This is a genomic window from Pseudomonas sp. XS1P51, from assembly GCF_054897845.1.
Genome location: NZ_CM142707.1, coordinates 968,439 through 991,818, shown reverse-complemented (window position 1 = coordinate 991,818; position 23,380 = coordinate 968,439). Strand labels below are relative to the sequence as shown.

Below are 23,380 nucleotides of genomic sequence, written 5' to 3'. Positions count from 1 at the left end.
GAACGTGCGGCCTTATTATCCATGGATCTGCACAGTAATGGCTGGCTCTTCATTTTTTGCTCGAAAACGCGTCTATTCAATGTTACATCCCTGCTGCATAGCATTTCGATACGCGCACGGGCGGGCAAATCCCGTGCTGAATTGACGGAACTTGCCCGCAGTGCAGTCAGCGTGATTTGCGGTGTGTGAGGTTTAGGGTGGGCGAACGACTTGAAGACATTCTTGCTGAAGATCTTGCAGTGATTTTTTGCGGCATTAATCCGGGCATGACTGCTGCCGCCGAAGGGCATCACTTTGCGGGCAGAAGCAATCGTTTCTGGCGCACGCTGCATCTCGCCGGTTTTACCCCGGAGGAAGTGCACCCGGAAAACGATCGGACGATCTTGCAGTATCAGTGCGGGTTAACGGCCGTGGTTGAACGGCCTACGGCGCGAGCGGATCAGCTGTCCTCCCATGAGTTCATCGCTGCCGCTGCAGACTTTGAACAAAAGATCGCGCGCCATGCGCCGCGCTTTGTGGCGTTTCTCGGTAAAGCCGCCTATTGCGCGTTATCCGGTCAACGAGACATCACGTGGGGGCTTCAATCAAAGACCTTTGGTAATGCCTCGGTCTGGGTCCTGCCCAATCCCAGCGGGCGAAATCGCGCGTTCACCCTTGATCAACTGGTGGACGCGTACCGCCAACTCTATCTGGCAGCCGGCGAGCATCGGATTTAGCAGGCGTGGTGCCTTACTGCTGGATTCGATTCCCCTTGAAGGCCTCGCGCCGTGCCTGTCGTTCTGCGGTGTAGCCGTCGCCGGGTGTGCTGATCAGTTCGTCACGGCGCAACAGTTCGCCGCAATGTTCGCAAAGCGGGCCTAGCCCGGCGGGCTCGCCACAGGTTTTGTGGGTATACACGACCGCCAACTCTTCCTCCTCCGATTTGCACCAGGTTTCTCCCCAGGCCCGCAGCGCCAGGACCACCGAATAGAACGCGTCCCCTTTCGGGGTCAGGTGGTACTCGTAGCGTGGCGGCCGCTCGCTATAGGGGCGGCGTTCGACAAGCCCGTCAGCCTCCATGTTTTTCAGACGCGCGGCGACCATTTGCGGGGTTCCGCCGGTCTGTGCCTGGATCTCGTCGAAACGATGGGTCCCCATGAACAACTCACGCAGGACCAGCACGGTCCAGCGGTCGCCCACGACTGCCTCGGCCCGTGCAATCGGGCACAGGGTTTCAGGAGCACGGGTGTTTATCGACATACGGACTTGCCTCTTTCACAGTTACTATGATTATCATATCAATAAGGTGCCGAAGCAAGCCACCGGCACTCTTCACTCAAAACCCGTGGAGAATATCGCATGTCGAACGCACTCTATCCCCTCGACAGGACCGCCTACCTGCTGGTCGATCCTTACAATGATTTCCTGTCGGAAGGCGGGAAGGTTTATCCCCTGATAGAACCGATTGCCGAGCAAGTCGGCCTGCTCGACAACCTGCGCGCCCTCGACCGCGCCGTCCGCGCCCTCGACATTCCGGTGGTCATCGTACCGCACCGCCGCTGGGAGCAAGGCGACTACGAAGACTGGAATCATCCAAGCCCCACGCAGTGCAAGGTCATGCACATGCATCACTTCGCTCGCGGCGAATGGGGCGGCGAATGGCACCCCGATTTCGCGCCAAAGGACGGCGACATCGTGGTCCAGGAGCATTGGGGTTCGAGCGGTTTTGCCAATACCGACCTTGATTTCCGCCTCAAGCAAAAGGGCATCACGCACGTGATCATTGTGGGCCTGCTGGCCAATACCTGCATCGAGGCAACCGCCCGTTACGCGGTAGAACTCGGCTATCACGTCACACTGGTGCGTGACGCGACCGCCGCGCTCAAGCCGGAAATGATGCATGCCGCCCATGAACTGAACGGCCCCACGTTCGCCCACGCCATTGTCGCGACGGACGAACTCATCGCCTCCCTGGCACAGCGGTGATACCCGATGAAACTGACAGGAAACCTCATTATCGGCGCTAACGATGTCCCGGCCACTGAAGGGACCCTGAAGGCGCTCAATCCCGCCAGCCATCAGTTTATCGAGCCGGATTTCGCCTTGGGTGGCGTCGCAGAAGTCGACCAGGCGGCAACACTTGCCGACGCGGCGTTCGACAGCTACAGCCATACCTCCCTCGCCCGGCGCGCGGCGTTCCTCGACAGCATTGCCGACAATCTCGAAGCGGTTCGTCAGCCGCTGGCCGCACGGGCCGCACTCGAAACGGGCTTGCCTGAGGCCCAGCTCGAGGGCGAGGCCATAAGAGCCGCGACCCAGTTTCGCCAATTCGCGGAGGTCGTGCGCAAAGGCCGCTTCCTGCAACTGTCCGTCGACCCTGCGCAGCCGGATCGTCAGCCACGTCCACGCATGGATCATCGATTGCAGAAAATGGCGATCGGCCCGGTGGCTATTTTCGGCGCGAGCAACTTTCCCATATCCTATTCGGTCGCCGGTGGCGATACCGCGTCGGCATTGGCGGCGGGCGCGACCGTTATCCTGAAAGCCCATAACGCTCACCCGGGCGCCTCGGAAATTCAAGCGCAGGCCATCCGTAAAGCGGTGCAAGAACACGGACTGCCAGCGGGTGTTTTCTCGATGGTTCGCGGTGCCGGCAACACAATCGGCGAAGCCCTGGTCGATCATCCGTTGATCAAGGCCGTGACATTCACCGGCTCCGAGCATGGCGGCATGGCGTTGTATCGTCGTGCGCAGCAACGTCCCGATCCCATCCCTGTCTTTACCGAGATGACCAGCGTCAACCCGACGTTCATCCTGCCCGATGCGCTGGCCGCACGTGGTGCGCAGATCGGCGATGGCTTTATCGAGCGCATGCTGGTCAATGTCGGGCAGGCCTGCCTCAGGCCCGACATTCTGATCGCAATCAAAGGGCCTGGTTTTGAAGCACTGCGTGCCGCCATGGTGAAACGCGTGACCGAGGCGGCGGCGCGAACGATGCTGACGCCGGGGATTCATGCGTCCTATTTGAGCGGGCTGGCCGCCATGGAGAACGCCGGCGCAAATCGTGTCGCCGAAGGCTCGGCATCGACTGCGGCGTTTGATGGCGGTTCGGTGTTGCTTGAAGTCGACGGCCAGCGTTTCCTGGCCGAACCGCTACTGGCCCAAGAAGTCTTCGGTCCGTCGGCGCTGCTGGTGAACGTCACGGATGAGAATGAGCTGCTCGCCGTCGCACGCTCGCTCAAGGGCCAACTCAGCGCCGCCATGCACCTGGAAGAAAGCGATTTGCAATTGGCCCGGCGCTTGCTGCCCGTCCTGGAGCGGCGCACCGGGCGTATCGTCGTCAATGCCTTCGCGCACCCACAGGAAGTGACATTCGCCACCGTTCACGGCGGACCGTTTCCGGCGACGTCAGACAGTCGCTTCACCTCGGTGGGCATGACCTCGATTGACCGCTTCCTGCGCCCGGTGGCCTACCAGGGTTTTCCGGATGCGCTGCTGCCTGAGTCATTGCGCGAAGCCAACCTCCTGGAGCTGCCTCACAGCGTCGACGGTCAATAAAAACCTCACGCGCAAACGATGGCCGGATACTCATCGGACGTGTCCGGCCACGGGGACAATACTTCGAAGCCGTCGTCAGTGACGGCCACCATGTGCTCCCATTGGGCGGAAAGGGAGTGATCCTTGGTGACCACCGTCCAGCCATCGGCCAGGGTTTTCACATGGCGTTTGCCGGCGTTCAGCATGGGCTCGACGGTGAAAATCATCCCGGTCTTCAGCTTCAGGCCCTGGCCCGGATAGCCGTAATGAAGGATCTGCGGCTCATCGTGGTAGACCTTGCCGATGCCGTGACCGCAGTACTCGCGCACCACGCTGAATCCAGCCTTTTCGGCCACGCTCTGAATCGCGTGGCCGATGTCACCCAGGGTTGCGCCTGGGCGGACCAGCCGAATCCCGGCGCACATGGCTTCGTAGGTGGTCTTTACCAGGCGTCGGGCCTCTGGGCTGGGTTCACCCACGAAGTACATGCGGCTGGTGTCGCCGTACCAGCCATCCTTGATGACGGCGATGTCGATGTTCACGATGTCGCCATTTTCCAGCGCCCTGGCCGAAGGAATGCCATGGCAGACCACCTGATTGACCGAGGCACATACGGTTTTCGGGAAACCGTGATAGCCGACATTGCCGGGGATGGCTTTCTGCACGTTGACGATGTAGTCGTGACAGAGCCGGTCGAGTTCGTCGGTGGTCACCCCCGCTTTGACGTGGGGCGTAATCATCGCCAGGACTTCGGCGGCCAGTCTGCCCGCCACGCCAGACTGGGCGATTTGTGCAGGCGAATTGATCGGGACGTGCGCCTTCATTGCTTGGCTCCCGATACCGCATGAGCCTCGGGGCTTTGCGAAAGGTCAGCGAGTGCGCACAACCGTTGCAGATCCAGGCCACCCGCCTGTTCGGCACGGATCAGCAATCGGCAGATGTCGCTGTGATCAAGATTGGGATGTAACTCCGTCAGCATCCCTATGCGCATCCAGTGCTCGGCCTGCGCATTGATCGAGCGACTGAGCGCGTTGCTGGCGACACGCAGATTTTCGTGCATGCCTTCTGAAATTTTTACGATACCCACAGAACCATCCGATATGAAATGCATATGAAACGTATATTATCTGATAGTGGTATGGAATCGCAATTTCAGCTTTCATGGACCCTTTACTCACAACGTTCTCTGGCTGTTACCGATGCCTTTGGCGATATCGATGCCCCAGTCCAGCGCGGCCTCCATGTCCAGCAGATGCGGTCTCGGGTCGTGGTTCTCGGACACCGCCGTGCCATCCGGGCGGTAAACACCGATGAACATCTTCAGCGAACCGTCCCTCAATATCTCGGCTTTAACCTCGATCCTGCATCCGTTCGAAAGCGTCTCCGTGTGGACCATGTGGCGTTCAGTCATTGCTGCATTCCTCTCGTCGTTGAGTCCGAGTAGCGCATTCACCTAGTGGCCATGTTAGCTCAGTACGGACCACTGAAAGGCCCGACAGGACAGCGGCGTAATGCCACCTATACTAGAAGCCACCGCCCCTCCGGGGTCTGCACTCCCAACAAAAAAGCAGAGGTGGAACATGGTCTGGCAGCAAATCTACGATCCGTTCGGTAACCCGGTGCTCTCAACCATCATGGCGGCAGTGCCGGTCGTGGTGATGCTGGCAGCCCTGGCGTTTTTCCATATCAAGGCGCATCTGGCAGCACTGATGGCGCTGGCCTCAGCCTTGCTCATTGCGATCTTCGCCTTCGGCATGCCGGCGAACATGGCCGGCTCGGCCGCACTGTACGGTGCCGCCAACGGCTTGTTGCCGATTGGCTGGATTGTGCTCAACATCATCTTCCTCCATAGGCTGACGACGGAGAATGGTTCGTTCAAGGTGCTGCAGGATTCCCTGGCGCGCATCACCGACGATCGACGTCTGCAATTGCTGCTGATTGCCTTCTGTTTCGGCGCCTTCTTTGAAGGGGCCGCCGGTTTCGGTACACCAGTTGCGGTAACCGGGGCCATTCTGATCGGATTGGGCTTCTCGCCTCTGGCCGCGTCTGGCCTGGCATTGATCGCCAACACCGCGCCCGTGGCGTTCGGCGCTCTCGGCACACCGATCATCACACTGGCCAAGGTCACCGGGCTGGATGAAATGGAGCTGTCGATGATGGTCGGTCGGCAGTTGCCGTTTTTCTCGGTAATTGTGCCGTTCTGGTTGATCTGGGCCTTCGCCGGCTGGCGCAAGATGCTGGAAATCTGGCCGGCGATTCTGGTGGCCGGGGTCAGTTTTGCCGTGCCGCAGTTCCTCGTGTCGAACTATCATGGGCCGATGCTGGTGGACGTGATCGCCGCGCTGATTTCCATGGCCTGCCTGACCGGTTTCATCAAGGTCTGGAAACCGGCCACCATCCACACCTCCGCCGCGCTGTCAGGGCGGGTAGACAACTCAAAAATTGACGATGAACACGACGTACAACCCACGGCGACCGCCAACTTCAACAGCGAAAACCGCTCGGCCGTGATGCGTGCCTGGATGCCGTGGATCGTCCTCACGGTGTTCGTCTTCGCCTGGGGCACTCAAAGCTTCAAGAACATGTTCGATACCCGTGCGGCAATCGATCCGGTCACCAGCTCGGCCAAACTCGACCCGCAAGGCAAACCGATGCGCGAGGCCAACCCGATTTTCGCCCCGACGCTGACCTTCACCACCCTTCACCAACAAATCGAGAAAGTTCCACCGGTGGTGCCTGCGCCGAAAACCGAAGAGGCGATCTACAAGTTCAACTGGTTCACGGCCACCGGCAGCGGCATCCTGCTGTCGGCGATCCTCGGCGGGTTGCTGATGGGTTACTCGATCCCGCAACTGATTCACCATTACCTGCGAACGATCTGGCTGGTGCGTTACTCGCTGATCACCATCGTCGCGATGCTCGCCCTCGGTTTCCTCACCCGCTATTCAGGGCTGGATGCGACCATGGGCCTGGCGTTCGCCGCGACGGGCATCTTCTACCCCATGTTCGGCACCCTGCTCGGCTGGCTCGGCGTGGCCCTGACCGGCTCGGACACGGCCTCCAACGTGCTGTTCGGCGGTTTGCAACGGGTGACGGCGGAGCAACTGGGGCTCAGCCCGGTCTTGATGGCCGCCGCCAACAGCTCCGGCGGGGTCATGGGCAAGATGGTCGACGCCCAGTCAATCGTGGTGGCCTCGACCGCCACGCGCTGGTACGGCCATGAAGGGGAGATCCTGCGCTACGTGTTCTTCCACTCCATCATCCTGGCCATTCTGGTCGGTGGCCTGGTGACGTTGCAGGCGTATGTGGAGCCGTTCAGCAGCATGGTGGTGGGCGGGAAATAATCGACGCAAACCTGTCAGCCATGCCCGGGTTTATCGCCCGGGCAGGGCTGCAATGCTGTTCACGTCAGCTCATTTTTGGCCAGTGAGAATCCTGTGGCGAGCTTAAGTGAACATACCTGGGCCTTACGCCCACCCCTCAAGCCGCAGCGTGGCCCGCACCAGACGTTGCTCTTCGCTTTCGATTTCCTTGAGGTTTTCGCAGATGCTCTGGATGTGCGCGATGGCCGCCTTGCGTGCCTGCTCCGGCATACGACCGGTGACGGCGTTATAGAGCCGTGCGTGGTGACGGTCGATCTGACGTTTTTGCGGTTCGCGGTGATAGAGGTTGTTGACCGAGGCAAACACGGTGCTGAGCAGCAAGTCCGTCAACGAACGCAGGGTCTGCACCAGCACCGGGTTGTGCGAGGCCTCGCAGATGGCCAGGTGAAACGCATGATCGAGCCGGGCGTGAGCCGCCGCATCCAGCGAACGGCTGTGGGCATCAAGCAACGCCTCGTAGCTGCGGGTGATCAGGATGAAGTCGGCGTCGGTTCCGCGCAAGGCTGCCAGGCGCGCAGATTCGCCTTCGAGCAGGCTGCGGACTTCGAACAAATCGTAGAGCGTGCGGGGTTGCGAGCTGAACAAGTGCATCAGCGGTGACGTGGCAGCATGACCGGAAAGGTCGGCAACGAAGGAACCCTTGCCCTGCTCCGTTTTGATGATCCCGCGAGCACGCAGCAGCTTCAGCCCTTCGCGAAGTGCGGTGCGGGACACGCCGAGTTTTTCGGTCAAGCGACGCTCCGATGGCAACAGCTGCCCGGTCTTCAGCACCCCATCGACGATCAGCCGTTCGATGCGCTCACAGACCACGTCGGCGACTTGCGGGTTACGGCCCGTTTCTACGCTGTCCATTGAACCTCCAACTGGTACGACCAGTTCCACGAGAAAAATCAAAGACGAGCACTAACAAACCTATCCAATTGTTTTAAATGTTCTTTTTGAATCGATAAAAAAAATGGCGATTAAGGAACTGGTTCGACCAGTCAAACAACGCATAGACAGTAGAACGCCCCAGGCCAATGATGCAAGTGAGCAGTATCCGGAAACAGACCTCTAATAAGAACAAGCGAGGGTCGTGCACCGATATGAACATTCTCTACGACGAACGCGTCGATGGCGTCCTGCCTGACGTCGACAAAACCGCGCTGCTGCAGGCCCTGCAAACGCGGCTGCCGGATCTGGAAATCCTGCATCAGCAGGAAGAACTCAAGCCGTACGAATGTGACGGTCTCTCTGCCTATCGCACCACGCCCCTGCTGGTGGTGCTGCCACGCCGCCTCGACGAGGTGCAAGGCGTGCTTCGACTCTGCCATGAACTGCAAGTGTCGGTGGTCGCCCGCGGTGCCGGCACCGGTTTGTCCGGCGGTGCATTGCCGCTGGAAAAAGGCGTACTGCTGGTGATGGCGCGCTTCAACAACATTCTGCACATCGACCCTGCCGCCCGCACCGCACGGGTTCAGCCGGGCGTGCGCAATCTGGCGATTTCCCAGGCGGCGGCACCGTTCGGCTTGTACTACGCGCCGGATCCTTCCTCGCAGATCGCCTGTTCAATCGGCGGGAATGTGGCGGAAAACGCCGGCGGCGTGCACTGCCTCAAGTACGGTTTGACCGTACACAACCTGCTCAAGGTCGACATCCTGACCGTCGACGGTGAACACCTGACATTGGGTTCCGATGCGCTCGACTCACCCGGCTTCGATCTGCTGGCGTTGTTCACCGGCTCCGAAGGCATGCTCGGGGTAATCACCGAAGTCACGGTCAAACTGCTGCCCAAGCCGCAGACCGCCAAGGTGCTACTGGCGGCGTTCGATTCCGTTGAAAAAGCGGGTCGCGCGGTGGGTGACATCATTGCCGCCGGCATCATCCCTGGCGGTCTGGAAATGATGGACAACCTGGCCATCCGCGCCGCCGAAGACTTCATCCACGCCGGGTATCCGGTCGACGCCGAAGCCATTCTGCTGTGCGAACTCGATGGGGTTGAAGCCGACGTCCACGATGACTGCGACCGCGTGCGCCAGGTGCTGGAACAGGCCGGTGCCACCGAAGTGCGCCTGGCCAAGGATGAGGCCGAACGTGTGCGTTTCTGGGCCGGACGCAAGAATGCCTTCCCGGCGGTGGGTCGTCTCTCGCCGGATTACTACTGCATGGATGGGACGATCCCGCGCCGCGAACTGCCCGGCGTGCTGCATGCCATCGCCGCGTTATCGGCCGAGTACGACCTGCGGGTGGCCAACGTGTTCCACGCCGGTGACGGCAACATGCACCCGCTGATTCTGTTCGATGCCAATCAACCAGGTGAGCTTGATCGCGCCGAAGCCCTGGGCGGCAAGATCCTTGAACTGTGCGTGAAAGTCGGCGGCAGCATTACCGGTGAACACGGCGTGGGCCGCGAGAAGATCAATCAGATGTGCGCGCAGTTCAACAGTGATGAGCTGACCGTGTTCCATGCCGTCAAAGCCGCATTCGATCCGAGTGGCTTGCTCAACCCCGGCAAGAACATCCCGACCCTGCACCGCTGCGCCGAGTTTGGCGCCATGCACGTTCACATGGGTCAGTTGCCCTTCCCTGAACTGGAGCGTTTCTGATGCGCGGAGAACACGATATCGATGACAGCGGCGCACTGCTGGAGCAGGTCAACCAGGCGCTGCAAAACGCCACCCCGCTGCGCATCCAGGGCTCCAACAGCAAAGCATTCCTGGGGCGTATCGTCGCGGGTGAAGTCCTCGACACGCGTTCCCACCGGGGCATCGTCAGCTATGACCCGACCGAACTGGTGATCACCGTCCGCTGCGGCACCCCATTGGCGGAGCTTGCTGAAGTGCTGGACGAGACGCAGCAGATGCTGCCTTGCGAACCGCCGTCCTTCGGTGAGGGCGCCACCGTGGGCGGGATGATCGCCAGCGGGTTATCGGGACCACGGCGTCCATGGTCAGGCTCCGTTCGGGACTTTGTCCTCGGAACACGGGTCATCACCGGGCACGGCAAGCAATTGCGCTTCGGTGGCGAAGTCATGAAAAACGTCGCCGGCTACGACCTGTCGCGCTTGATGGCCGGCAGCTACGGCTCGCTTGGCGTGATCACCGAAGTCTCCCTCAAGGTCCTGCCCAAACCGCGTCAATGCCAGAGCATCAGCCTGGACATGGACAGTGATCGCGCTTTGCTTCGCCTCGCGGAATGGGGCCAGCAACCGCTGCCGATCAGCGCCGCATGTCACGACGGCCAGCGCCTGCACCTGCGACTTGAGGGTGGCGAAGGTTCAGTGGCGGCGGCCCATGACCGCTTGGGCGGAGAGCTTCTGGATTCATCGTACTGGGCGGATCTCAACGAACACCGGCTGAGTTTCTTCGACGAGGATCAGCCGCTTTGGCGCCTGTCCGTCCCGCACAACACACCGCGGCTTTCCCTGCCCGGCCGGCAACTGATCGATTGGGGTGGCGCCCAGCGCTGGCTCAAGTCCACCGCCGAAGCGGCCTTCATTCGCCAGGTTGTCGAAGAGGTCGGCGGGCATGTGACCTGCTACAGCCACGGCCTGATCGACAGCCCGTTCCAACCGCTGCCAGCCGCACTGATGCTCTACCACCGGAACTTGAAGCAACAACTCGATCCCCGGGGCATCTTCAACCCCGGTCGCCTGTACGCGGAGCTTTGACCCATGCAGACCACCTTGAGCGAAACCGCACGCCAACTGCCCCGCGCCGAAGAAGCCGAAAGCATCCTGCGCACCTGCGTGCACTGCGGTTTCTGCAATGCCACCTGCCCGACGTATCAATTGCTCGGTGATGAACTGGACGGACCGAGGGGTCGCATCTACCTGATCAAGCAGGTGCTGGAAGGCAATGAGGTCACTCAGAAAACCCAACAGCATCTGGATCGTTGCCTGTCTTGCCGCAATTGCGAAACCACCTGCCCCTCCGGCGTCGACTACCACAACTTGCTGGACATCGGCCGGGCGGTAGTCGATGCGGCGGTGCCGCGTCCACTCGGCCAGCGCTTGCTGCGCGAGGGATTGCGTAGCGTCGTGCCCAATCCGGGGCTGTTCAAAGGCTTGGTCAGCAGCGGCCAGGTTTTCCGCGCGGTGCTGCCCAACACCTTGCAGATCAAGTTGCCTCGCCGCCTCTACCCGGCCAAGCCGCGCCCGACCACTCGCCACGCCCGCCAGGTGTTGATGCTTGAAGGCTGCGTGCAGCCGAGTCTGTCACCCAATACCAACGCGGCCACGGCACGCGTGCTGGATCGACTGGGGATCAGCGTCACACCGACCCGCGAGGCAGGCTGCTGCGGCGCCGTGGATTATCACCTCGACGCCCAAGCGGCCGGCCTTGATCGCGCCCGTCGCAACATCGACGCGTGGTGGCCGGGCATTGAAAGCGGTGCCGAAGCCATCGTACAAACCGCCAGTGGTTGCGGGGCCTTCATCAAAGACTACGGGCACCTGCTCAGTGCCGATCCGGCCTATGCCGAGAAGGCGAAAAAGGTCAGTGCGCTGGCCAGGGACCTGGCTGAAGTGCTGCGCGACGAGCCGCTGGAAAAACTCGGCATCCACAGCGATCAGCGCCTGGCCTTTCACTGCCCCTGCACCTTGCAGCACGCGCAAAAACTCGGCGGCGCGGTGGAAGCTATTCTGACGGGCCTGGGTTTCAACCTGACGTCCGTGCCCGACAGTCACCTGTGCTGCGGCTCGGCGGGCACCTATTCGCTGACCCAACCCGAACTGTCCCGGCAACTGCGCGACAACAAGCTGAACGCGCTGGAAAGTGGGCACCCCGAAGTCATTGTCACGGCCAATATCGGCTGTCAGTCCCACCTCGACGGTGCGGGCCGAACCCCGGTCCGGCACTGGATCGAACTGGTCGAAGCCGCATTGCCCTGACCAAACACTGGAGAACCGCCATGAAAAGCAAAGCCGTATTGAGCCAGACCGAAGTCAGCCAGATCCTCACTGCCGCACGCACCGAAGCGCAGAGCAATCAGTGGGCCGTGACCATCGTGATTGTCGATGACGGCGGCCACCCCCTGGCCCTCGAACGCCTCGATGGTTGCGCACCGATTGGCGCCTACATCGCCACCGAAAAGGCCCGCACGTCCGCGCTGGGTCGGCGCGAATCCAAAGGCTATGAAGAGATGGTCAATGGTGGACGCCACGCCTTTTTGTCGGCGCCGTTGCTGACTTCCCTGGAAGGTGGCGTGCCGATCATCGTCGACGGTCAGGTGATCGGCGCGGTCGGGGTGTCCGGGGTGAAAGCCGAGCAGGATGCACAAGTGGCAAGGGTTGGGGCGCAGTGTCTGCATTGATGGATCGTTCCGATGCCCCGCGTCACCCGCTCAAACCTTTCAGGTCAACGGTCGAGGTCGATCGTTGAAAACGATGTAAAGCGGGTCAAGCCCTGACTCAGTGGGGAATACCAGGATGTAGTCGTCAAACCGGTCGTGCGCCTGCTCTGCATTGACCTCAATTGTCGGCACTCGCGCGGACTGAACAAACCCCGCACGACGCTGTTGGGTCGGTGTTGCGCCCGGACCGGCTTCAAGGGAAATCGGCGCAGCCCAGTGGATAGCGACTGAAGAACCCTCAGGAGAAAAACTGAAACTGTTCCTGTGCCGATCTTGTTTCACCTCTCTGACCCTGACGCCAGAGATCGAACGACAGCCACTGCACGCCATGACGTACACCTGCGACAGCATTTTAATCTCGCGCAAACCCTGGAACATTTTGCCGGGTTTGGCGGGGACTGCCGCAGTGCTCATGCGAAAAGGTACATCGACCTCGGCCTGGTTCGCAGCCAGGTGCTGCCAATCCTGTCCTTCGATGGGCAGAAGCTCGGACAAGGGGACGCTAACACCGAAAAGCTGAGTATCTGCCCGACTGGAAAAGGCAAAACTCAATACGCCAGCCTGCTGGTTTCCAGTGTCCGGTTCGCCTGAGGTGTTCTGCCAGGAAAACTCGGCAACAGCCGAGCGTAGCGCTTTTAGCAGATCCGCCTGCTGAGACGCCAGCAGCTCGGGTGAACCGCCCGTCAGCAAAAGGTCGGGACGTTTATCGGCGAAAGCGAGCGAAGTGCTGATCGTGTGCATCGTTTGTGAAGAACTACGCGCATGAATCAAGTGTTGTTGCGCCTCCATTAGCAATGCTTCCGCTTCATCATGCAGAACGCGATGTCGTTGGGAAACGCTTGCCAGCCGAGAGATGTAGCGATCATGGGTGGCGTTGATCAGCTGCACGATACTCTGCCATTGCGTTTGGTCGGATCGTGCATAGGTCAGGTTGCGCTGAGCGCCGCTTTGGAGGAATTCCACTCTCATTTTCCAGGACTCAAACTGTCTGACGGCTATCAGTGCTTCATGCTGGACATGTTCCAGCGCGCGCATGCCGGTTTCCTGATGGGAGATTTCCAGACGAGTGCTCTTTTGACTTTGAAAGTTCCTGATCTGTAGCTCGAAATGGCCGAAAGCCTCTTCAACGACCTGACCTGAGACAGCCACATCCGCCGCGATTTTTTCGACCTCGGCCAGGCTTCTGGCCAAAGGGGTTAGTGGCGCAACAGGTGGTTTGGCGACAGGAATGTCCTCGCCTTTGAACGCTGGCATTCCTTGTTGGTGATGCCATGTCCTGACGTGGTGGACAACGGCTTCCGGACTGTTAGTGTTCGACTTGTCCGTCGAGTAGAACAGCAGATCGGCCCCTCGGGGATGACCGACGATCCGGTCGAAATGGTTGATCAGTCGGTCATGTTCCGGTTTCGGTAGGTCAACGGCCCAGATTTTGTTGACCAATGCCTGGAATTCCGGAGCGGTGTAATCCTTGAGTGTGTTTTTAAGTTCCATCTTGGGTTCTTCCTTGTTTCTATCGAGTCGCGGAATGCGAAGGCACCTGCTCGTTCCTTATGAGCAAGTGCCTGTTGGAAATTACTCGTGACCTTTGTCAATCAAGGTAAAGACCAACGTTTTCACTTCCATCGCAGCGGTGTATTGAAATACAACTTTCTTGCCGGGATGAACTGCCGGATCAAGGGGATAGGATTCCCATCCGCCGGTTTGACCCATCGGTTGGGGCATTTTGATGGGGCCTCTGACTCCATTGGTTCGCCGAAGAGTGCGTGGACATCGGATTGAGTGATTAATTTCTCATATGGTTCCGGCATACCTCCTTCATAAATGGTGATACCAGGCATTGTTTCCATGCAAGTTACAAACACCTTCTCCAACCTGCTCGTCTCTGCCCAAAAGCTGAATTCCACACCTGGAACCGGAGAAATATCGAGCCAATCTCGGCCCGAATAGAGCTCCTGCAAGGGCATATTAGGAATTACCGAGCTTTCAACTAACGCCCTGTATGACTGACCTAACCCCTTAATCCAGCGACCTATGGTAATAGCATCCATTAGTACCACCCCTGCTCTTTGCTTAAAGAATGTAGCTGCTCGAGTGCCTTATCAAGCTCAACCTCTGAAAAACCTTCCCTTTCCTTATGAGCAAGTGCCTGTTGAAATTTACTCGTGACCTTTGTCAATCAAGGTGAAGACCAACGTTTTCACTTCCATCTCAGCGGTGTATTGAAATACAACTTTTTTGCCGGGATGAGCCACCGGATCAAGGGGATAGGATTCCCATCCGCCGGTTTGGCCCATCGGTTGGGGCATTTTGATTGGGCCTTTTGATTCCATTGGTTCGCCGAAGAGTGCATGGACATCGGATTGGGTCATTGCCAGCTTATATGGCGTTGGAAGCTCACCCTTGTACTCGACGGTTGAAGGTGTGGATTTTTTAAGAGTGACAAATAAGGTTTCAAGACGCTTGGTTTCTGCCCAAAAGGTCAGGCTCAGACCAATCTCAGGTGCCATATCCAATAGATCGCAATCGGGATACAACGCCTTCGGTGATTGATTGAAAGCAATACCTTGAGCAATCAATTCATCATGAGTTGCCCCTAGCGCTTTTATCCATCGTTCTATCGTTACCGCACTCATAAGTACCATCCTTGTTCACTGTGGAGTTCATGTAATTTCAAGCGAGCGGCATCGACGTCTTTTTCATCAAAACCTTGCTCAAGCAAACCAACTTTGACAGCGTCGAAATTTCTATCCACTGCAATCCGCAGATTTTCTGCGTCTTCCAATTGTCTGGATGCTTGATTTCGACCTCCGTAGGTTTCGCTGAATCTTCGATGGACTTCAGCAGGTATCGCGATGCTCGGAGCTTTTTTTAGAAAATCTTCGCGTTCGTACATATCAATATCGGGGAAATTCCGCTTTATGTACCTATCCAGCGCTCTCCGCGAAGGAATATGGTCAATATCCAACCCATCTCCTCTGCTCCGACCACTGAGCTCGTTATACGGCCCCACTTCCAGCGGCTCAACCGGCGGACCAACAAAAACCAGTCCGGGCGAAGGCAGTTCCATATCCCCCGGGAACCCAGGAATAATCGCACCAATCTCCCCTTCGTCAACCGCCGGAAATGTCTCGTTTTGTGGTAGGACCGGGATGGCCGGGTTGCCGGGATAAACCACCGGTGGGATCGACGGGATTGGCGAAGTCGTCGAACCCAGATCTTCACTGCCCGGCGGCACCAAAGGTGTCCAGGTGCCAACAGGCGGAATCGGCCAAGGCACAACCGCCGGTACGATGCCCAACCATCCTTCGGCACTTTGCGGTGTTTTGATGCTGACTTTGTCGAGGTTGAACGGATCGGCCCAGAACTCCGGCCGCTCCTGATATCGCAATTCGTATTCGCGGCTTGCACCCACCCAAGTGCTTTTCGGCGCGTACGGGGCGAAGCCTTGTTCAACTCGCTTTTTGTTCACCTCATCGAGTGGATGGGTCAGGGCCGAGTGTTCACCGATCGTTCGCCACAACGCCTCATCGAACGCCTCGAACGACTTGAATTCCCTACCTCGGAACTGGTCGCCAATCTGACTCGGGATCGCTGCTCCTGCTGCCTGGCTGACGCTCTTCCACCAATCAGCCGTCGCCACTTGACCGGTTCCGTTGACAACACCTGTGCCCATGGGCGGAACGTTGAAGGACAGGTAGGTCGGTGGCAGACCAGGCACACAGACAATGCAATCCTGGATGCGCCAGTCAACACCCGCCGGGATGTCCTGAACCTGCGGTTCCGTGACGGTCAGTCGAGCCTGGCTGGTGATGTCCGCTTGAGGCGTGGCGTCTGGCGTGAATTGCACATGTCTGGTCGGTGACCCGGGGATCTCGGCGGTGTAGATGCCTGTCTGCGGATCAAGCACTGCATTCACGACCGGGACGCGAGAATCGATATCGCCACCCGAACCGACAACGATGATCGCGGTACCTTCCGGCGCGGCCACGGGTTTGAACCGGTATTCAACCTCCACCGAGTCGCCTGCGTCGGCAGCGGCCTGCAGTTCTTGACGGTCATGAAGTTCCAGGGCTTCAGCCGGGACGGCCACGGACAATTGATGTCGTTGTTCAGGGGTCAACTCGCCGTTGCCCAACTCGCTGGGATAGGCGATCCCCGCCATGAATATCGCGGTTTGCCCTACCGTGAGCGTCGCTGCGACGGAGCCCAATGCGGTGACTGCACGCGAAACGGCTATTACCAGTTTGTCGGAATCAATCCATTCTCCGCCGTGGCTGGGTATTACCCCGGCAGAAAGCGATGACGATGTGACAGGCAAATGAAAAGTGTTGGCCTGCTTGACCCGTTCAAGGCGTGCATCCTCATCAACCTGTTGCTTGAACCGAATGCGCGCGTCACGCTGTTGGGCGTACTGACGATGACGCTCCCAAAGTGCCTCACGCTCGCGCCAGACGATGGTCTGCTCGGCATGATGCGTGGCCAGCGCGTTGGATTTGTCGTTGAGCGCATCGAGTTGCGCCGACAGCAACCGGGCTTCATGAGCCGCGTTGTAAGCATCCTCCCAGAGCTGATGGCCACTCATGAGCGCATCACCGAACTGCTTGAGTCGGGTCAGGTAGTCGTCAGCGGTGCGGGTGAGTGGATCGTGCCCGTCGAATGCGGTGGCAATCGCGTTTTTGTCGTTGAGCTGCGCGTTTTTTTGGGTGATCAGCCCATCGATTTCGCTCTTGTCTTTGGTGATGAGATACAGCTGCCAGCGTTCGCTGGACTCACCAGTATGTGGGCGTCCGGCAGCAGCGATTTCATGCTCGATTGATTGCGTGAGTTGCTCGGCCCTGACCGCAAAGCGCCCGTCGAGCTCGGTTCTGAAGGTGCCATGACGCTGGGTCAGTACCGCGAGCAATTGCTGCCGCGCCTGGGCACGTGCCAGTTCCTGAGCGCGTGCCGCCGCGTCTGCCTTGTCCTTCGCAGCCTTGGCTTCCCGTGCCCTGTTGGCCGCCTTCCTGAGCGCGATGGTCTTGGCACTAGGACCACCAAAATTGCCGGACGCCCCGACCCGATTACCGCCACCGCCGCCACTACCGCCACCCCAACCGCCGCCAGAAGCAGGCGGGCCGGACCTGATGACGACATCTCCTGACGTTCCATCGTTGAATCGTTGTGCCATACAGTCTCTCCTTGTCTGTAGGGGCACAGCATGTCGATGGGGTGATAATCAGGTGCGGTACATATTTATCGCGCAGCAGACTTTTTCAAGTAACGGGGGGTGTTGAACCGTCTGCATGGGCGATCACTCGCCGGCCATTCGCGGGCCTACAAAAAACCTCCTCATGCGCTTAACTGACAGGGAACAACCGCCGCCCAAAAGGAAGCGCACCGATGCCCCGTCTGACTGCGAAAGACTTTGCCCCGGAACTGCTCGAACTGTACGACTACTACGCCCACGGCAAGATCAACCGGCGGGAGTTTCTGGACCGTGCGACGTTGTTCACCCTGGGCGGTCTGACGGCCAGCGCGCTGCTTGCCGCGCTCAGTCCGAACTATGCGCTGGCCGAGCAAGTGGCATTTACCGACCCGGACATCATCGCCGAGTACGTCACCTACCCTTCCCCCAAAGGTAACGGGCCGGTCCGTGCTTATCTGGTACGCCCGGCCAAAGCCACCGGCAAGGTGCCGGCGGTGATGGTCGTGCATGAAAACCGCGGGCTCAACCCTTACATCGAGGATGTCACCCGGCGTGTGGCCAAGGCCGGTTTCATCGCGCTCGCCCCCGATGGCCTGACGTCGGTCGGCGGCTATCCCGGCAACGACGACAAAGGTCGGGAGCTTCAGGCGACTGTCGACCCTGAAAAGCTCATGAATGACTTTTTTGCGGCCATCGAGTGGCTGATGAAACATGATGCGACCACCGGAAAAGTCGGCATCACCGGGTTCTGCTATGGCGGCGGCGTCGTCAATGCCGCGGCGGTGGCTTATCCGGAACTGGGGGCTGGCGTGTCCTTTTATGGCCGACAGGCAGAGGCCAAGGATGTCTCCCGAATCAAGGCGCCGGTGATGCTTCACTACGGCGAACTGGACACGCGCATCAACGAAGGCTGGCCCGCCTATGAGCAAGCGCTGAAAGCGGCGAGCAAGACGTATGAAGCCTACATTTACCCCGGCGCCAACCATGGGTTTCATAACGACTCTACGCCCCGATACGATGAGGCCGCGGCCAAACTTGCCTGGGACAGGACGCTGGGCTGGTTTCGGCGATACCTGGTTTAGCGCGGCTGCGCGCCTACCCCACCAGATCAATCAACTGTTCGCGCTGCGCCCCCGTCAGCATCGGGCCGAAACCCGCACCGGCATTTTCCGCCATGTAACGCGGGTTGCCGGTGCCAGGGATGACGCAGGTCACCGCCGAATGCGCCAGCAGGAACTTGAGCGCCAGTTGCGGCCAGCTGTTGACGCCCACTTGCGACGCCCATCCCGGCAGAGGTTTACCCTTCAATCGGGCGAGCAAATCACCGCCGCCGAAAGGCCGATTGCAGATCACCGCCACGCCCCGCTCGCGGCACAGCGGCAGGATGCGTTTCTCGACGCCACGATCATCCAGCGCATAGTTGATCTGCAAAAAGTCCAATGGCTCGGCCTTGAGTACCGCTTCCACTTCATCGTAAGCCGACGCGGCGTAATGGGTGATGCCGATGTAGCGAATGCGCCCTTCTTCCTTCCATTTGCGCAAGGTGGGCAAATGGGTTTTCCAGTCCAACAGGTTGTGAATCTGCATCAGGTCGATACGATCGGTCTGCAGCAGTTTGAAGGAATGCTCCATCTGCGCGATGCCTTCCTCGCGACCACGGGTCCACACCTTGGTGGCCAGAAACGCCGGCGAACGCGGGCGATGTATCGACAGCAGTTCACCCGTGGTCTGTTCGGCGCGGCCATACATGGGCGAGCTGTCGATCACCGTCCCGCCCTTCTCGAACAATGCACTGAGAACGGCGGGCAGGTTCTTGTAGGCAGGATCGGAAGGCGCAACATCAAAGCCGCGATAAGTGCCCACGCCGACGATGGGCAATGGCTCGGTGCTGGAAGGAATGGCGCGGGTCAGCATGTTCTTGCCTCCTGTTTCCTTCGACGGCGCGGATGCTGCAAAGGCCGGATCGAAGGTGAAAACCGCCGTAGCACCGGCAGCCAGCGTGAGTATTTGTCGACGCGTGTATCCATCAGTGTGGCTCATGGCATGGCCCTTCCCCCTCGATGCACTCCTCCGCCGTCCAGGGTCGGCGCGTGCGGCCATCGTTCAGCTACACTCTGACATCGATCAAGCGATAGCAGTCTTCAGGCCAGACCCGTCAATGCCCCCCACTAACGTTAGCCGAATGTCGCGCACCCTGGTGTATCTCATCGTCATCGTTGCCGCGTTGTACCTGACGCTCTGTGCCGCGTTGTTCGTGTTTCAGCGCGCCTTGATCTACTTCCCGCAACCCCGCGCCGTCGGGACACCCGAAACGCTGCTCAGGCTGTCAGTGGCCGATGCGCAGGTGCTGGTCAGCGTCAGACCGCACGACGGACCCAATGCGCTGATTTATTTCGGGGGGAATGCCGAGGACGTGTCTCGCAACTTGCCGGAGTTCTCGCAGGCGTTCCCGGACCATGCGCTCTACTTGCTTCACTACCGAGGTTTCGGTGGAAGCTCCGGTTCGCCTTCCGAGGAAGCGATTTCGCGCGATGCCATGACCTTGTTCGACAAGGTCTACGACACCCATCCCCAGATCGCGGTGGTCGGTCGCAGCCTGGGCTCGGGCGTCGCCGTGCGCCTCGCCAGCCAACGCCCGGCAGCGCGCCTGATCCTGGTCACGCCCTACAACAGCCTTGAAGACCTCGCCGTGCGCCAGTACCCGATTTTTCCGGTGAAGTGGCTGCTACAGGACAAGTTTGAATCGTGGAAGTACGCTGCTCACATTACGGTGCCGACGCTGTTGATCACGGCGGAGCACGACGAAGTCATACCGCGCTCAAGCACGGAAAAACTCTACAGGCACTTCGCCAACGGTGTGGCGACCCTGAAGGTCATACCGGGTGTGGGGCACAATTCGATATCCGAGAGCCCCGAGTACCTGAAGCTGATGGGAGATGGGTTGTAAGTGGCCGCTTTCGGGCCACCTCATCATTTACGCGCCAACTTATACCGGACGCAATCTTCGTAGAAGCTCTGCCGCAGCGCAGCGGGCTTGATTCGCGACGGGCTGTCATAGGTTTGCTCGGTAATGCCCATGGCCATCATGCGCATCCACGACTTGTTGAACTTGTAGGCCTGTATTTTCTGGCGCGCGGCATACAACGAGACCCCCGACAGTTTGAGTTCCTGGGCCCTGGCTGCGGTACCCGCGCCCCAACTGCACATGAACTGGTCATTCGACTTCAGTTCTTTGGCCTGGACAGAAACGGCGACACTCGCCAGGCCCAGCGAAATCAGCGTAATCCATACATTGCGCATTTAAAGTCCGCCCTAACCACCTGAAAATGAAGTGATTTTGGCGACTACTTGGTGCCAGCGGGGCCAGCAAAATGCCTTATATCCGGGATATCACGCTGGCATCAATTCCCTGAGACCAGTTTGAGTCCGATAACACCGCCCAAAATGACAACAATGCACAGAATCCGCAGCAGCGTGGTGGCGTCGCCCAGCACCGCCATTCCCAGAATCGCGGTACCTGCCGCGCCGATACCGGTCCAGACCGCATAGGCAGTCCCCACCGGCAGTGTTTTCAGCGACAGGGAAAGCAAAAAGACACTCGACAGGCCGGTAACGGCCGCCAGTAATCCAGGGGTCAATCGTGTGAAACCGTCAGAACCCTTCATGAAAAAGGCGAAAGCGATTTCGAGAATGCCCGCCAGGCCAAGCAGTGACCATGCCATGGTTAAAAGCTCCGTTGGTTGACTCGCCAGGCGTTGCAGCCCGGCGAGACATGATGAGAGTTCTAATGACTCAGGGGATTGTTCAAGCTTTGCCGGCAGCAGCGGGGATCGAACGGAACGTGACGCCAAATCGGTTGAAGGCGTTCATCAGGCCGATCGCATAAGTCAGATCAGCCAGTTCTTTATCGCTGAACTCGGCAGCAGCAGCTTTATAGTCCGCATCGGGAACACCGGTTTCGGCGACGCGAGTGACCGTTTCTGCCCAACTCAGTGCGACACGTTCGCGGGCACTGAATACGTCGCCTGCGTCGCGCCACACAGGGACCAGGACAAGTTTTTCTACCGTAACGCCGAGTTTGACCAGATCCCGCGAATGCATATCGATGCAAAAGGCGCAGCCGTTTATTTGCGATACCCGCAGATAGACCAGATCGATCAGTTCGTGGGACAAACCACTGTTCTGTAGATAGACATAAACCCCTCCGAAAGCCTTGTAACCTTCAGGTGAAGCCTTGGCGTAGTCGAGACGAGTACTCATGATGAATCCTTGTGTTTACGGGTTGAGGGACTCCATCGTGCTGTCTCTTGGCCTGGTTGATAAGGTCCATGATCCATCTTCAGTTGCAGGCCATGATCTTTGCCTGCCGACAAAAATCATGGACCAGTTGAAAGCCTGATTCATGGACCTTTGGCATGGGTCATAAGCTTCCTAGAATGATTGCCTGTCCCACGCTGCAGATCAGCGAACCGGAAATAGGTGAATCATGAACATCCTGCACGTCAGTTGCAGCCCTCGCGGGCCAGCCTCCGAGAGCCATCGGCTCTCCCAGAACATCATTGGTTTTTTACTCAAGAGCGATCCAACGGCAACGGTCATCAGCCGGAGGGTGGGCGATGGCGAGTTATTGCCTGTCGATGAGCCTTACGCGACGTCCCAACAGTCTGCTGCAGACGTCTCTCAGGAGGGGTCCATCGCCCGATCGGAAGCACTCATTCAGGAACTGGACAGTGCCGATGTCGTGGTCATCGCTACGCCCATGCACAACTTCACCGTACCTTCTACGCTGAAGGTCTGGATCGATCATGTCGCTCGGGTTCGTCGCACGTTCAATGTGGGTGCGGATGGAAAAACAAGTTTGCTGCGCGACCGCCCGGTCTTTGTCGCCATTTCCTCGGGCGGAAGATTTTCAGGGGGCAACCCACGTCAGCCAGACTTTCTGACACCGTATCTGAAAGCCGTGCTGGGCATGATCGGACTGCATGATCTGACGTTCTTCACCGTTGAAGGAACAGCCTTTGGCCCGGAGGTTGTCGCCCAGACCCGGAGCAAGACCGATCAAACGCTGCAAGCGCATTTCTCTTCGATTCAATGACCATAGGGAGACAACGATGAACCGATTCCTGGCTGCAGCTTTGCTGTGCATGTGCTTTTCGATGGCCCAGGCTTCCGAGCGCTGGGAAACACTTCCAGCGACGCCGCAGGTTACGACGGCCGCTAAATCCGGGTACCTCGACGCCAACGGCGCCAGGCTGTTCTACCGCGTCGTCGGCCAGGGATCACCGGTGATCCTGTTGCATGGCGGCCTGGCCAACTCCGATTATTGGGGCAATCAGGTCGACGTCCTTGCCCCGCATCACACCGTCGTTCTGCTGGACAGCCGTGGCCATGGTCGCAGCAGCCGGGATGCGCAAGCCTATGGCTACGATTTGATGGCCGATGACGTCGTGGCCGTGCTGGACCATCTGAAAATCCCCAAGGCTGACGTGGTGGGCTGGAGTGACGGGGCGATCCTGGGGCTGGACCTGGCGATACGTCACCCCGAGCGCGTCGGGAAAATATTCGCCTTCGCCGCCAACTCGACCACTTCGGGTGTCATCCCTGGCGTTGAAAAAAACCCGGTGTTTGCGGCCTATATCGAGCGTGCCGGACAGGAATATAAAAAGCTGTCCCCGACGCCAGACAAGTTTGATCAGTTCGTTGAGCAAATCAGTCATATGTGGGCAACGCAGCCTGAATGGAGCGATGCCGACCTGAAGAAAATCAAAACTCCGGTGCTGATTGTCGACGGGGACCACGATGAGGCGATCAAACGTGAGCACACGGAGTACATGGCAGCCACCATCCCGGGAGCCGGCCTGGCCATACTGCCCAACGCCAGTCATTTCGCGTTCATCCAAGCACCCGCTGACTTTAATGCCATCCTGCTGAACTTCCTTGGCGAACAATAACGGGACGCACGTAC

25 protein-coding genes and 1 pseudogene are annotated in these 23,380 nt (G+C 59.0%); 13 read left to right on the top strand and 13 right to left on the bottom strand.

The window, feature by feature from the left end; translation table 11 throughout:
* Nucleotides 1–84: 84 nt before the first annotated feature.
* Both ACYZUD_RS04665 and mug read left to right on the top strand, forming a co-directional pair.
* Nucleotides 85–189: pseudogene (locus tag ACYZUD_RS04665) on the top strand (TetR/AcrR family transcriptional regulator); the annotation flags it as partial.
* 8 nt (nt 190–197) lie between these two features.
* Complete coding sequence (gene mug / locus ACYZUD_RS04660) at nt 198–716, top strand: G/U mismatch-specific DNA glycosylase (protein ID WP_462022838.1); 519 nt, start codon at nt 198–200, stop codon at nt 714–716.
* Between the two features lie 13 nt (nt 717–729).
* On the opposite strand, the gene ACYZUD_RS04655 is transcribed toward mug, so the two are convergent.
* Nucleotides 730–1,239, bottom strand: coding sequence for a winged helix-turn-helix transcriptional regulator (locus ACYZUD_RS04655; protein WP_462022837.1), 510 nt, complete (start codon nt 1,237–1,239; stop codon nt 730–732).
* A gap of 99 nt (nt 1,240–1,338) precedes the next feature.
* Here ACYZUD_RS04655 and ACYZUD_RS04650 point away from each other — a divergent pair, with 99 nt between their 5' ends.
* Complete coding sequence (locus ACYZUD_RS04650; RefSeq protein WP_462022836.1) at nt 1,339–1,965, top strand: cysteine hydrolase family protein; 627 nt, start codon at nt 1,339–1,341, stop codon at nt 1,963–1,965.
* Between the two features lie 6 nt (nt 1,966–1,971).
* A complete protein-coding gene (locus ACYZUD_RS04645) occupies nt 1,972–3,537 on the top strand; it encodes an aldehyde dehydrogenase (NADP(+)) (protein WP_462022835.1) in 1,566 nt (521 codons plus the stop codon).
* A gap of 5 nt (nt 3,538–3,542) precedes the next feature.
* Here ACYZUD_RS04645 and map read toward each other — a convergent pair whose 3' ends face one another.
* The 3 genes from map to ACYZUD_RS04630 all read right to left on the bottom strand — a co-directional run bounded on the left by map (nt 3,543) and on the right by ACYZUD_RS04630 (nt 4,927).
* The gene (map, locus tag ACYZUD_RS04640; RefSeq protein ID WP_462022834.1) at nt 3,543–4,340 is read right to left on the bottom strand and encodes a type I methionyl aminopeptidase; all 798 of its coding nucleotides are present in this window, start codon (nt 4,338–4,340) and stop codon (nt 3,543–3,545) included.
* Entirely contained in the window at nt 4,337–4,603 is a 267-nt protein-coding gene (locus ACYZUD_RS04635; protein WP_462022833.1) for a ParD-like family protein, read from the bottom strand. The genes map and ACYZUD_RS04635 overlap by 4 nt, the downstream gene beginning before the upstream one ends.
* An 87-nt stretch (nt 4,604–4,690) precedes the next feature.
* A complete protein-coding gene (locus ACYZUD_RS04630; protein WP_462022832.1) occupies nt 4,691–4,927 on the bottom strand; it encodes a hypothetical protein in 237 nt (78 codons plus the stop codon).
* 169 nt (nt 4,928–5,096) lie between these two features.
* On the opposite strand from ACYZUD_RS04630, the gene ACYZUD_RS04625 reads away from it, so the two are divergent.
* A complete protein-coding gene (locus ACYZUD_RS04625; RefSeq protein ID WP_462022830.1) occupies nt 5,097–6,860 on the top strand; it encodes an L-lactate permease in 1,764 nt (587 codons plus the stop codon).
* A 123-nt stretch (nt 6,861–6,983) separates the two neighbouring features.
* On the opposite strand, the gene glcC is transcribed toward ACYZUD_RS04625, so the two are convergent.
* On the bottom strand, nt 6,984–7,751 hold the full coding sequence (glcC, locus tag ACYZUD_RS04620) for a transcriptional regulator GlcC (protein ID WP_462022829.1): 768 nt from the start codon (nt 7,749–7,751) through the stop codon (nt 6,984–6,986).
* Nucleotides 7,752–7,984: 233 nt separating this feature from the next.
* Here glcC and glcD point away from each other — a divergent pair, with 233 nt between their 5' ends.
* From glcD to ACYZUD_RS04600, 4 genes are read left to right on the top strand one after another with little or no spacing between them, the layout of a single operon-like run.
* The gene (gene glcD / locus ACYZUD_RS04615; protein ID WP_462022828.1) at nt 7,985–9,484 is read left to right on the top strand and encodes a glycolate oxidase subunit GlcD; all 1,500 of its coding nucleotides are present in this window, start codon (nt 7,985–7,987) and stop codon (nt 9,482–9,484) included.
* Nucleotides 9,484–10,548 (top strand): glycolate oxidase subunit GlcE, encoded by a 1,065-nt coding sequence (gene glcE / locus ACYZUD_RS04610; RefSeq protein WP_462022826.1) that lies wholly within the window; start codon nt 9,484–9,486, stop codon nt 10,546–10,548. Before glcD ends, glcE begins: the two co-directional genes overlap by 1 nt.
* A gap of 3 nt (nt 10,549–10,551) precedes the next feature.
* Complete coding sequence (gene glcF, locus ACYZUD_RS04605; RefSeq protein WP_462022825.1) at nt 10,552–11,769, top strand: glycolate oxidase subunit GlcF; 1,218 nt, start codon at nt 10,552–10,554, stop codon at nt 11,767–11,769.
* Between the two features lie 20 nt (nt 11,770–11,789).
* Entirely contained in the window at nt 11,790–12,191 is a 402-nt protein-coding gene (locus ACYZUD_RS04600) for a heme-binding protein (protein WP_462022824.1), read from the top strand.
* A 39-nt stretch (nt 12,192–12,230) separates the two neighbouring features.
* Here the strand turns inward: ACYZUD_RS04600 and ACYZUD_RS04595 are convergent, their stop codons facing one another.
* The 4 genes from ACYZUD_RS04595 to ACYZUD_RS04580 form a co-directional block, all read right to left on the bottom strand.
* On the bottom strand, nt 12,231–13,721 hold the full coding sequence (locus ACYZUD_RS04595; protein ID WP_462022823.1) for a bacteriocin immunity protein: 1,491 nt from the start codon (nt 13,719–13,721) through the stop codon (nt 12,231–12,233).
* A gap of 122 nt (nt 13,722–13,843) precedes the next feature.
* Complete coding sequence (locus ACYZUD_RS04590; RefSeq protein WP_462022822.1) at nt 13,844–14,278, bottom strand: DUF6392 family protein; 435 nt, start codon at nt 14,276–14,278, stop codon at nt 13,844–13,846.
* A gap of 108 nt (nt 14,279–14,386) precedes the next feature.
* Complete coding sequence (locus ACYZUD_RS04585; RefSeq protein WP_462022820.1) at nt 14,387–14,863, bottom strand: DUF6392 family protein; 477 nt, start codon at nt 14,861–14,863, stop codon at nt 14,387–14,389.
* The gene (locus ACYZUD_RS04580; protein ID WP_462022819.1) at nt 14,860–17,397 is read right to left on the bottom strand and encodes an S-type pyocin domain-containing protein; all 2,538 of its coding nucleotides are present in this window, start codon (nt 17,395–17,397) and stop codon (nt 14,860–14,862) included. The genes ACYZUD_RS04585 and ACYZUD_RS04580 overlap by 4 nt, the downstream gene beginning before the upstream one ends.
* Before the next feature lie 212 nt (nt 17,398–17,609).
* Here ACYZUD_RS04580 and yghX point away from each other — a divergent pair, with 212 nt between their 5' ends.
* Complete coding sequence (gene yghX, locus ACYZUD_RS04575) at nt 17,610–18,497, top strand: YghX family hydrolase (protein WP_462022818.1); 888 nt, start codon at nt 17,610–17,612, stop codon at nt 18,495–18,497.
* Nucleotides 18,498–18,510: 13 nt separating this feature from the next.
* Here yghX and ACYZUD_RS04570 read toward each other — a convergent pair whose 3' ends face one another.
* Entirely contained in the window at nt 18,511–19,455 is a 945-nt protein-coding gene (locus tag ACYZUD_RS04570; RefSeq protein ID WP_462022817.1) for an aldo/keto reductase, read from the bottom strand.
* 118 nt (nt 19,456–19,573) lie between these two features.
* On the opposite strand from ACYZUD_RS04570, the gene ACYZUD_RS04565 reads away from it, so the two are divergent.
* On the top strand, nt 19,574–20,362 hold the full coding sequence (locus ACYZUD_RS04565) for an alpha/beta hydrolase (protein ID WP_462022816.1): 789 nt from the start codon (nt 19,574–19,576) through the stop codon (nt 20,360–20,362).
* Nucleotides 20,363–20,385: 23 nt separating this feature from the next.
* Here the strand turns inward: ACYZUD_RS04565 and ACYZUD_RS04560 are convergent, their stop codons facing one another.
* The 3 genes from ACYZUD_RS04560 to ACYZUD_RS04550 all read right to left on the bottom strand — a co-directional run bounded on the left by ACYZUD_RS04560 (nt 20,386) and on the right by ACYZUD_RS04550 (nt 21,675).
* Nucleotides 20,386–20,715 (bottom strand): hypothetical protein, encoded by a 330-nt coding sequence (locus tag ACYZUD_RS04560; RefSeq protein WP_462022815.1) that lies wholly within the window; start codon nt 20,713–20,715, stop codon nt 20,386–20,388.
* A 101-nt stretch (nt 20,716–20,816) separates the two neighbouring features.
* The gene (locus ACYZUD_RS04555) at nt 20,817–21,137 is read right to left on the bottom strand and encodes a DMT family transporter (RefSeq protein WP_462022814.1); all 321 of its coding nucleotides are present in this window, start codon (nt 21,135–21,137) and stop codon (nt 20,817–20,819) included.
* An 82-nt stretch (nt 21,138–21,219) separates the two neighbouring features.
* The gene (locus ACYZUD_RS04550) at nt 21,220–21,675 is read right to left on the bottom strand and encodes a carboxymuconolactone decarboxylase family protein (protein WP_462022812.1); all 456 of its coding nucleotides are present in this window, start codon (nt 21,673–21,675) and stop codon (nt 21,220–21,222) included.
* A 226-nt stretch (nt 21,676–21,901) separates the two neighbouring features.
* Between ACYZUD_RS04550 and ACYZUD_RS04545 the strand changes: the two genes are divergently transcribed.
* Entirely contained in the window at nt 21,902–22,510 is a 609-nt protein-coding gene (locus tag ACYZUD_RS04545) for an FMN-dependent NADH-azoreductase (protein WP_462022811.1), read from the top strand.
* A gap of 16 nt (nt 22,511–22,526) precedes the next feature.
* Nucleotides 22,527–23,366: an alpha/beta fold hydrolase gene (locus ACYZUD_RS04540; RefSeq protein WP_462022810.1), complete on the top strand. Its 840-nt coding sequence runs from the start codon at nt 22,527–22,529 to the stop codon at nt 23,364–23,366.
* The last annotated feature ends 14 nt before the right edge of the window (nt 23,367–23,380 follow it).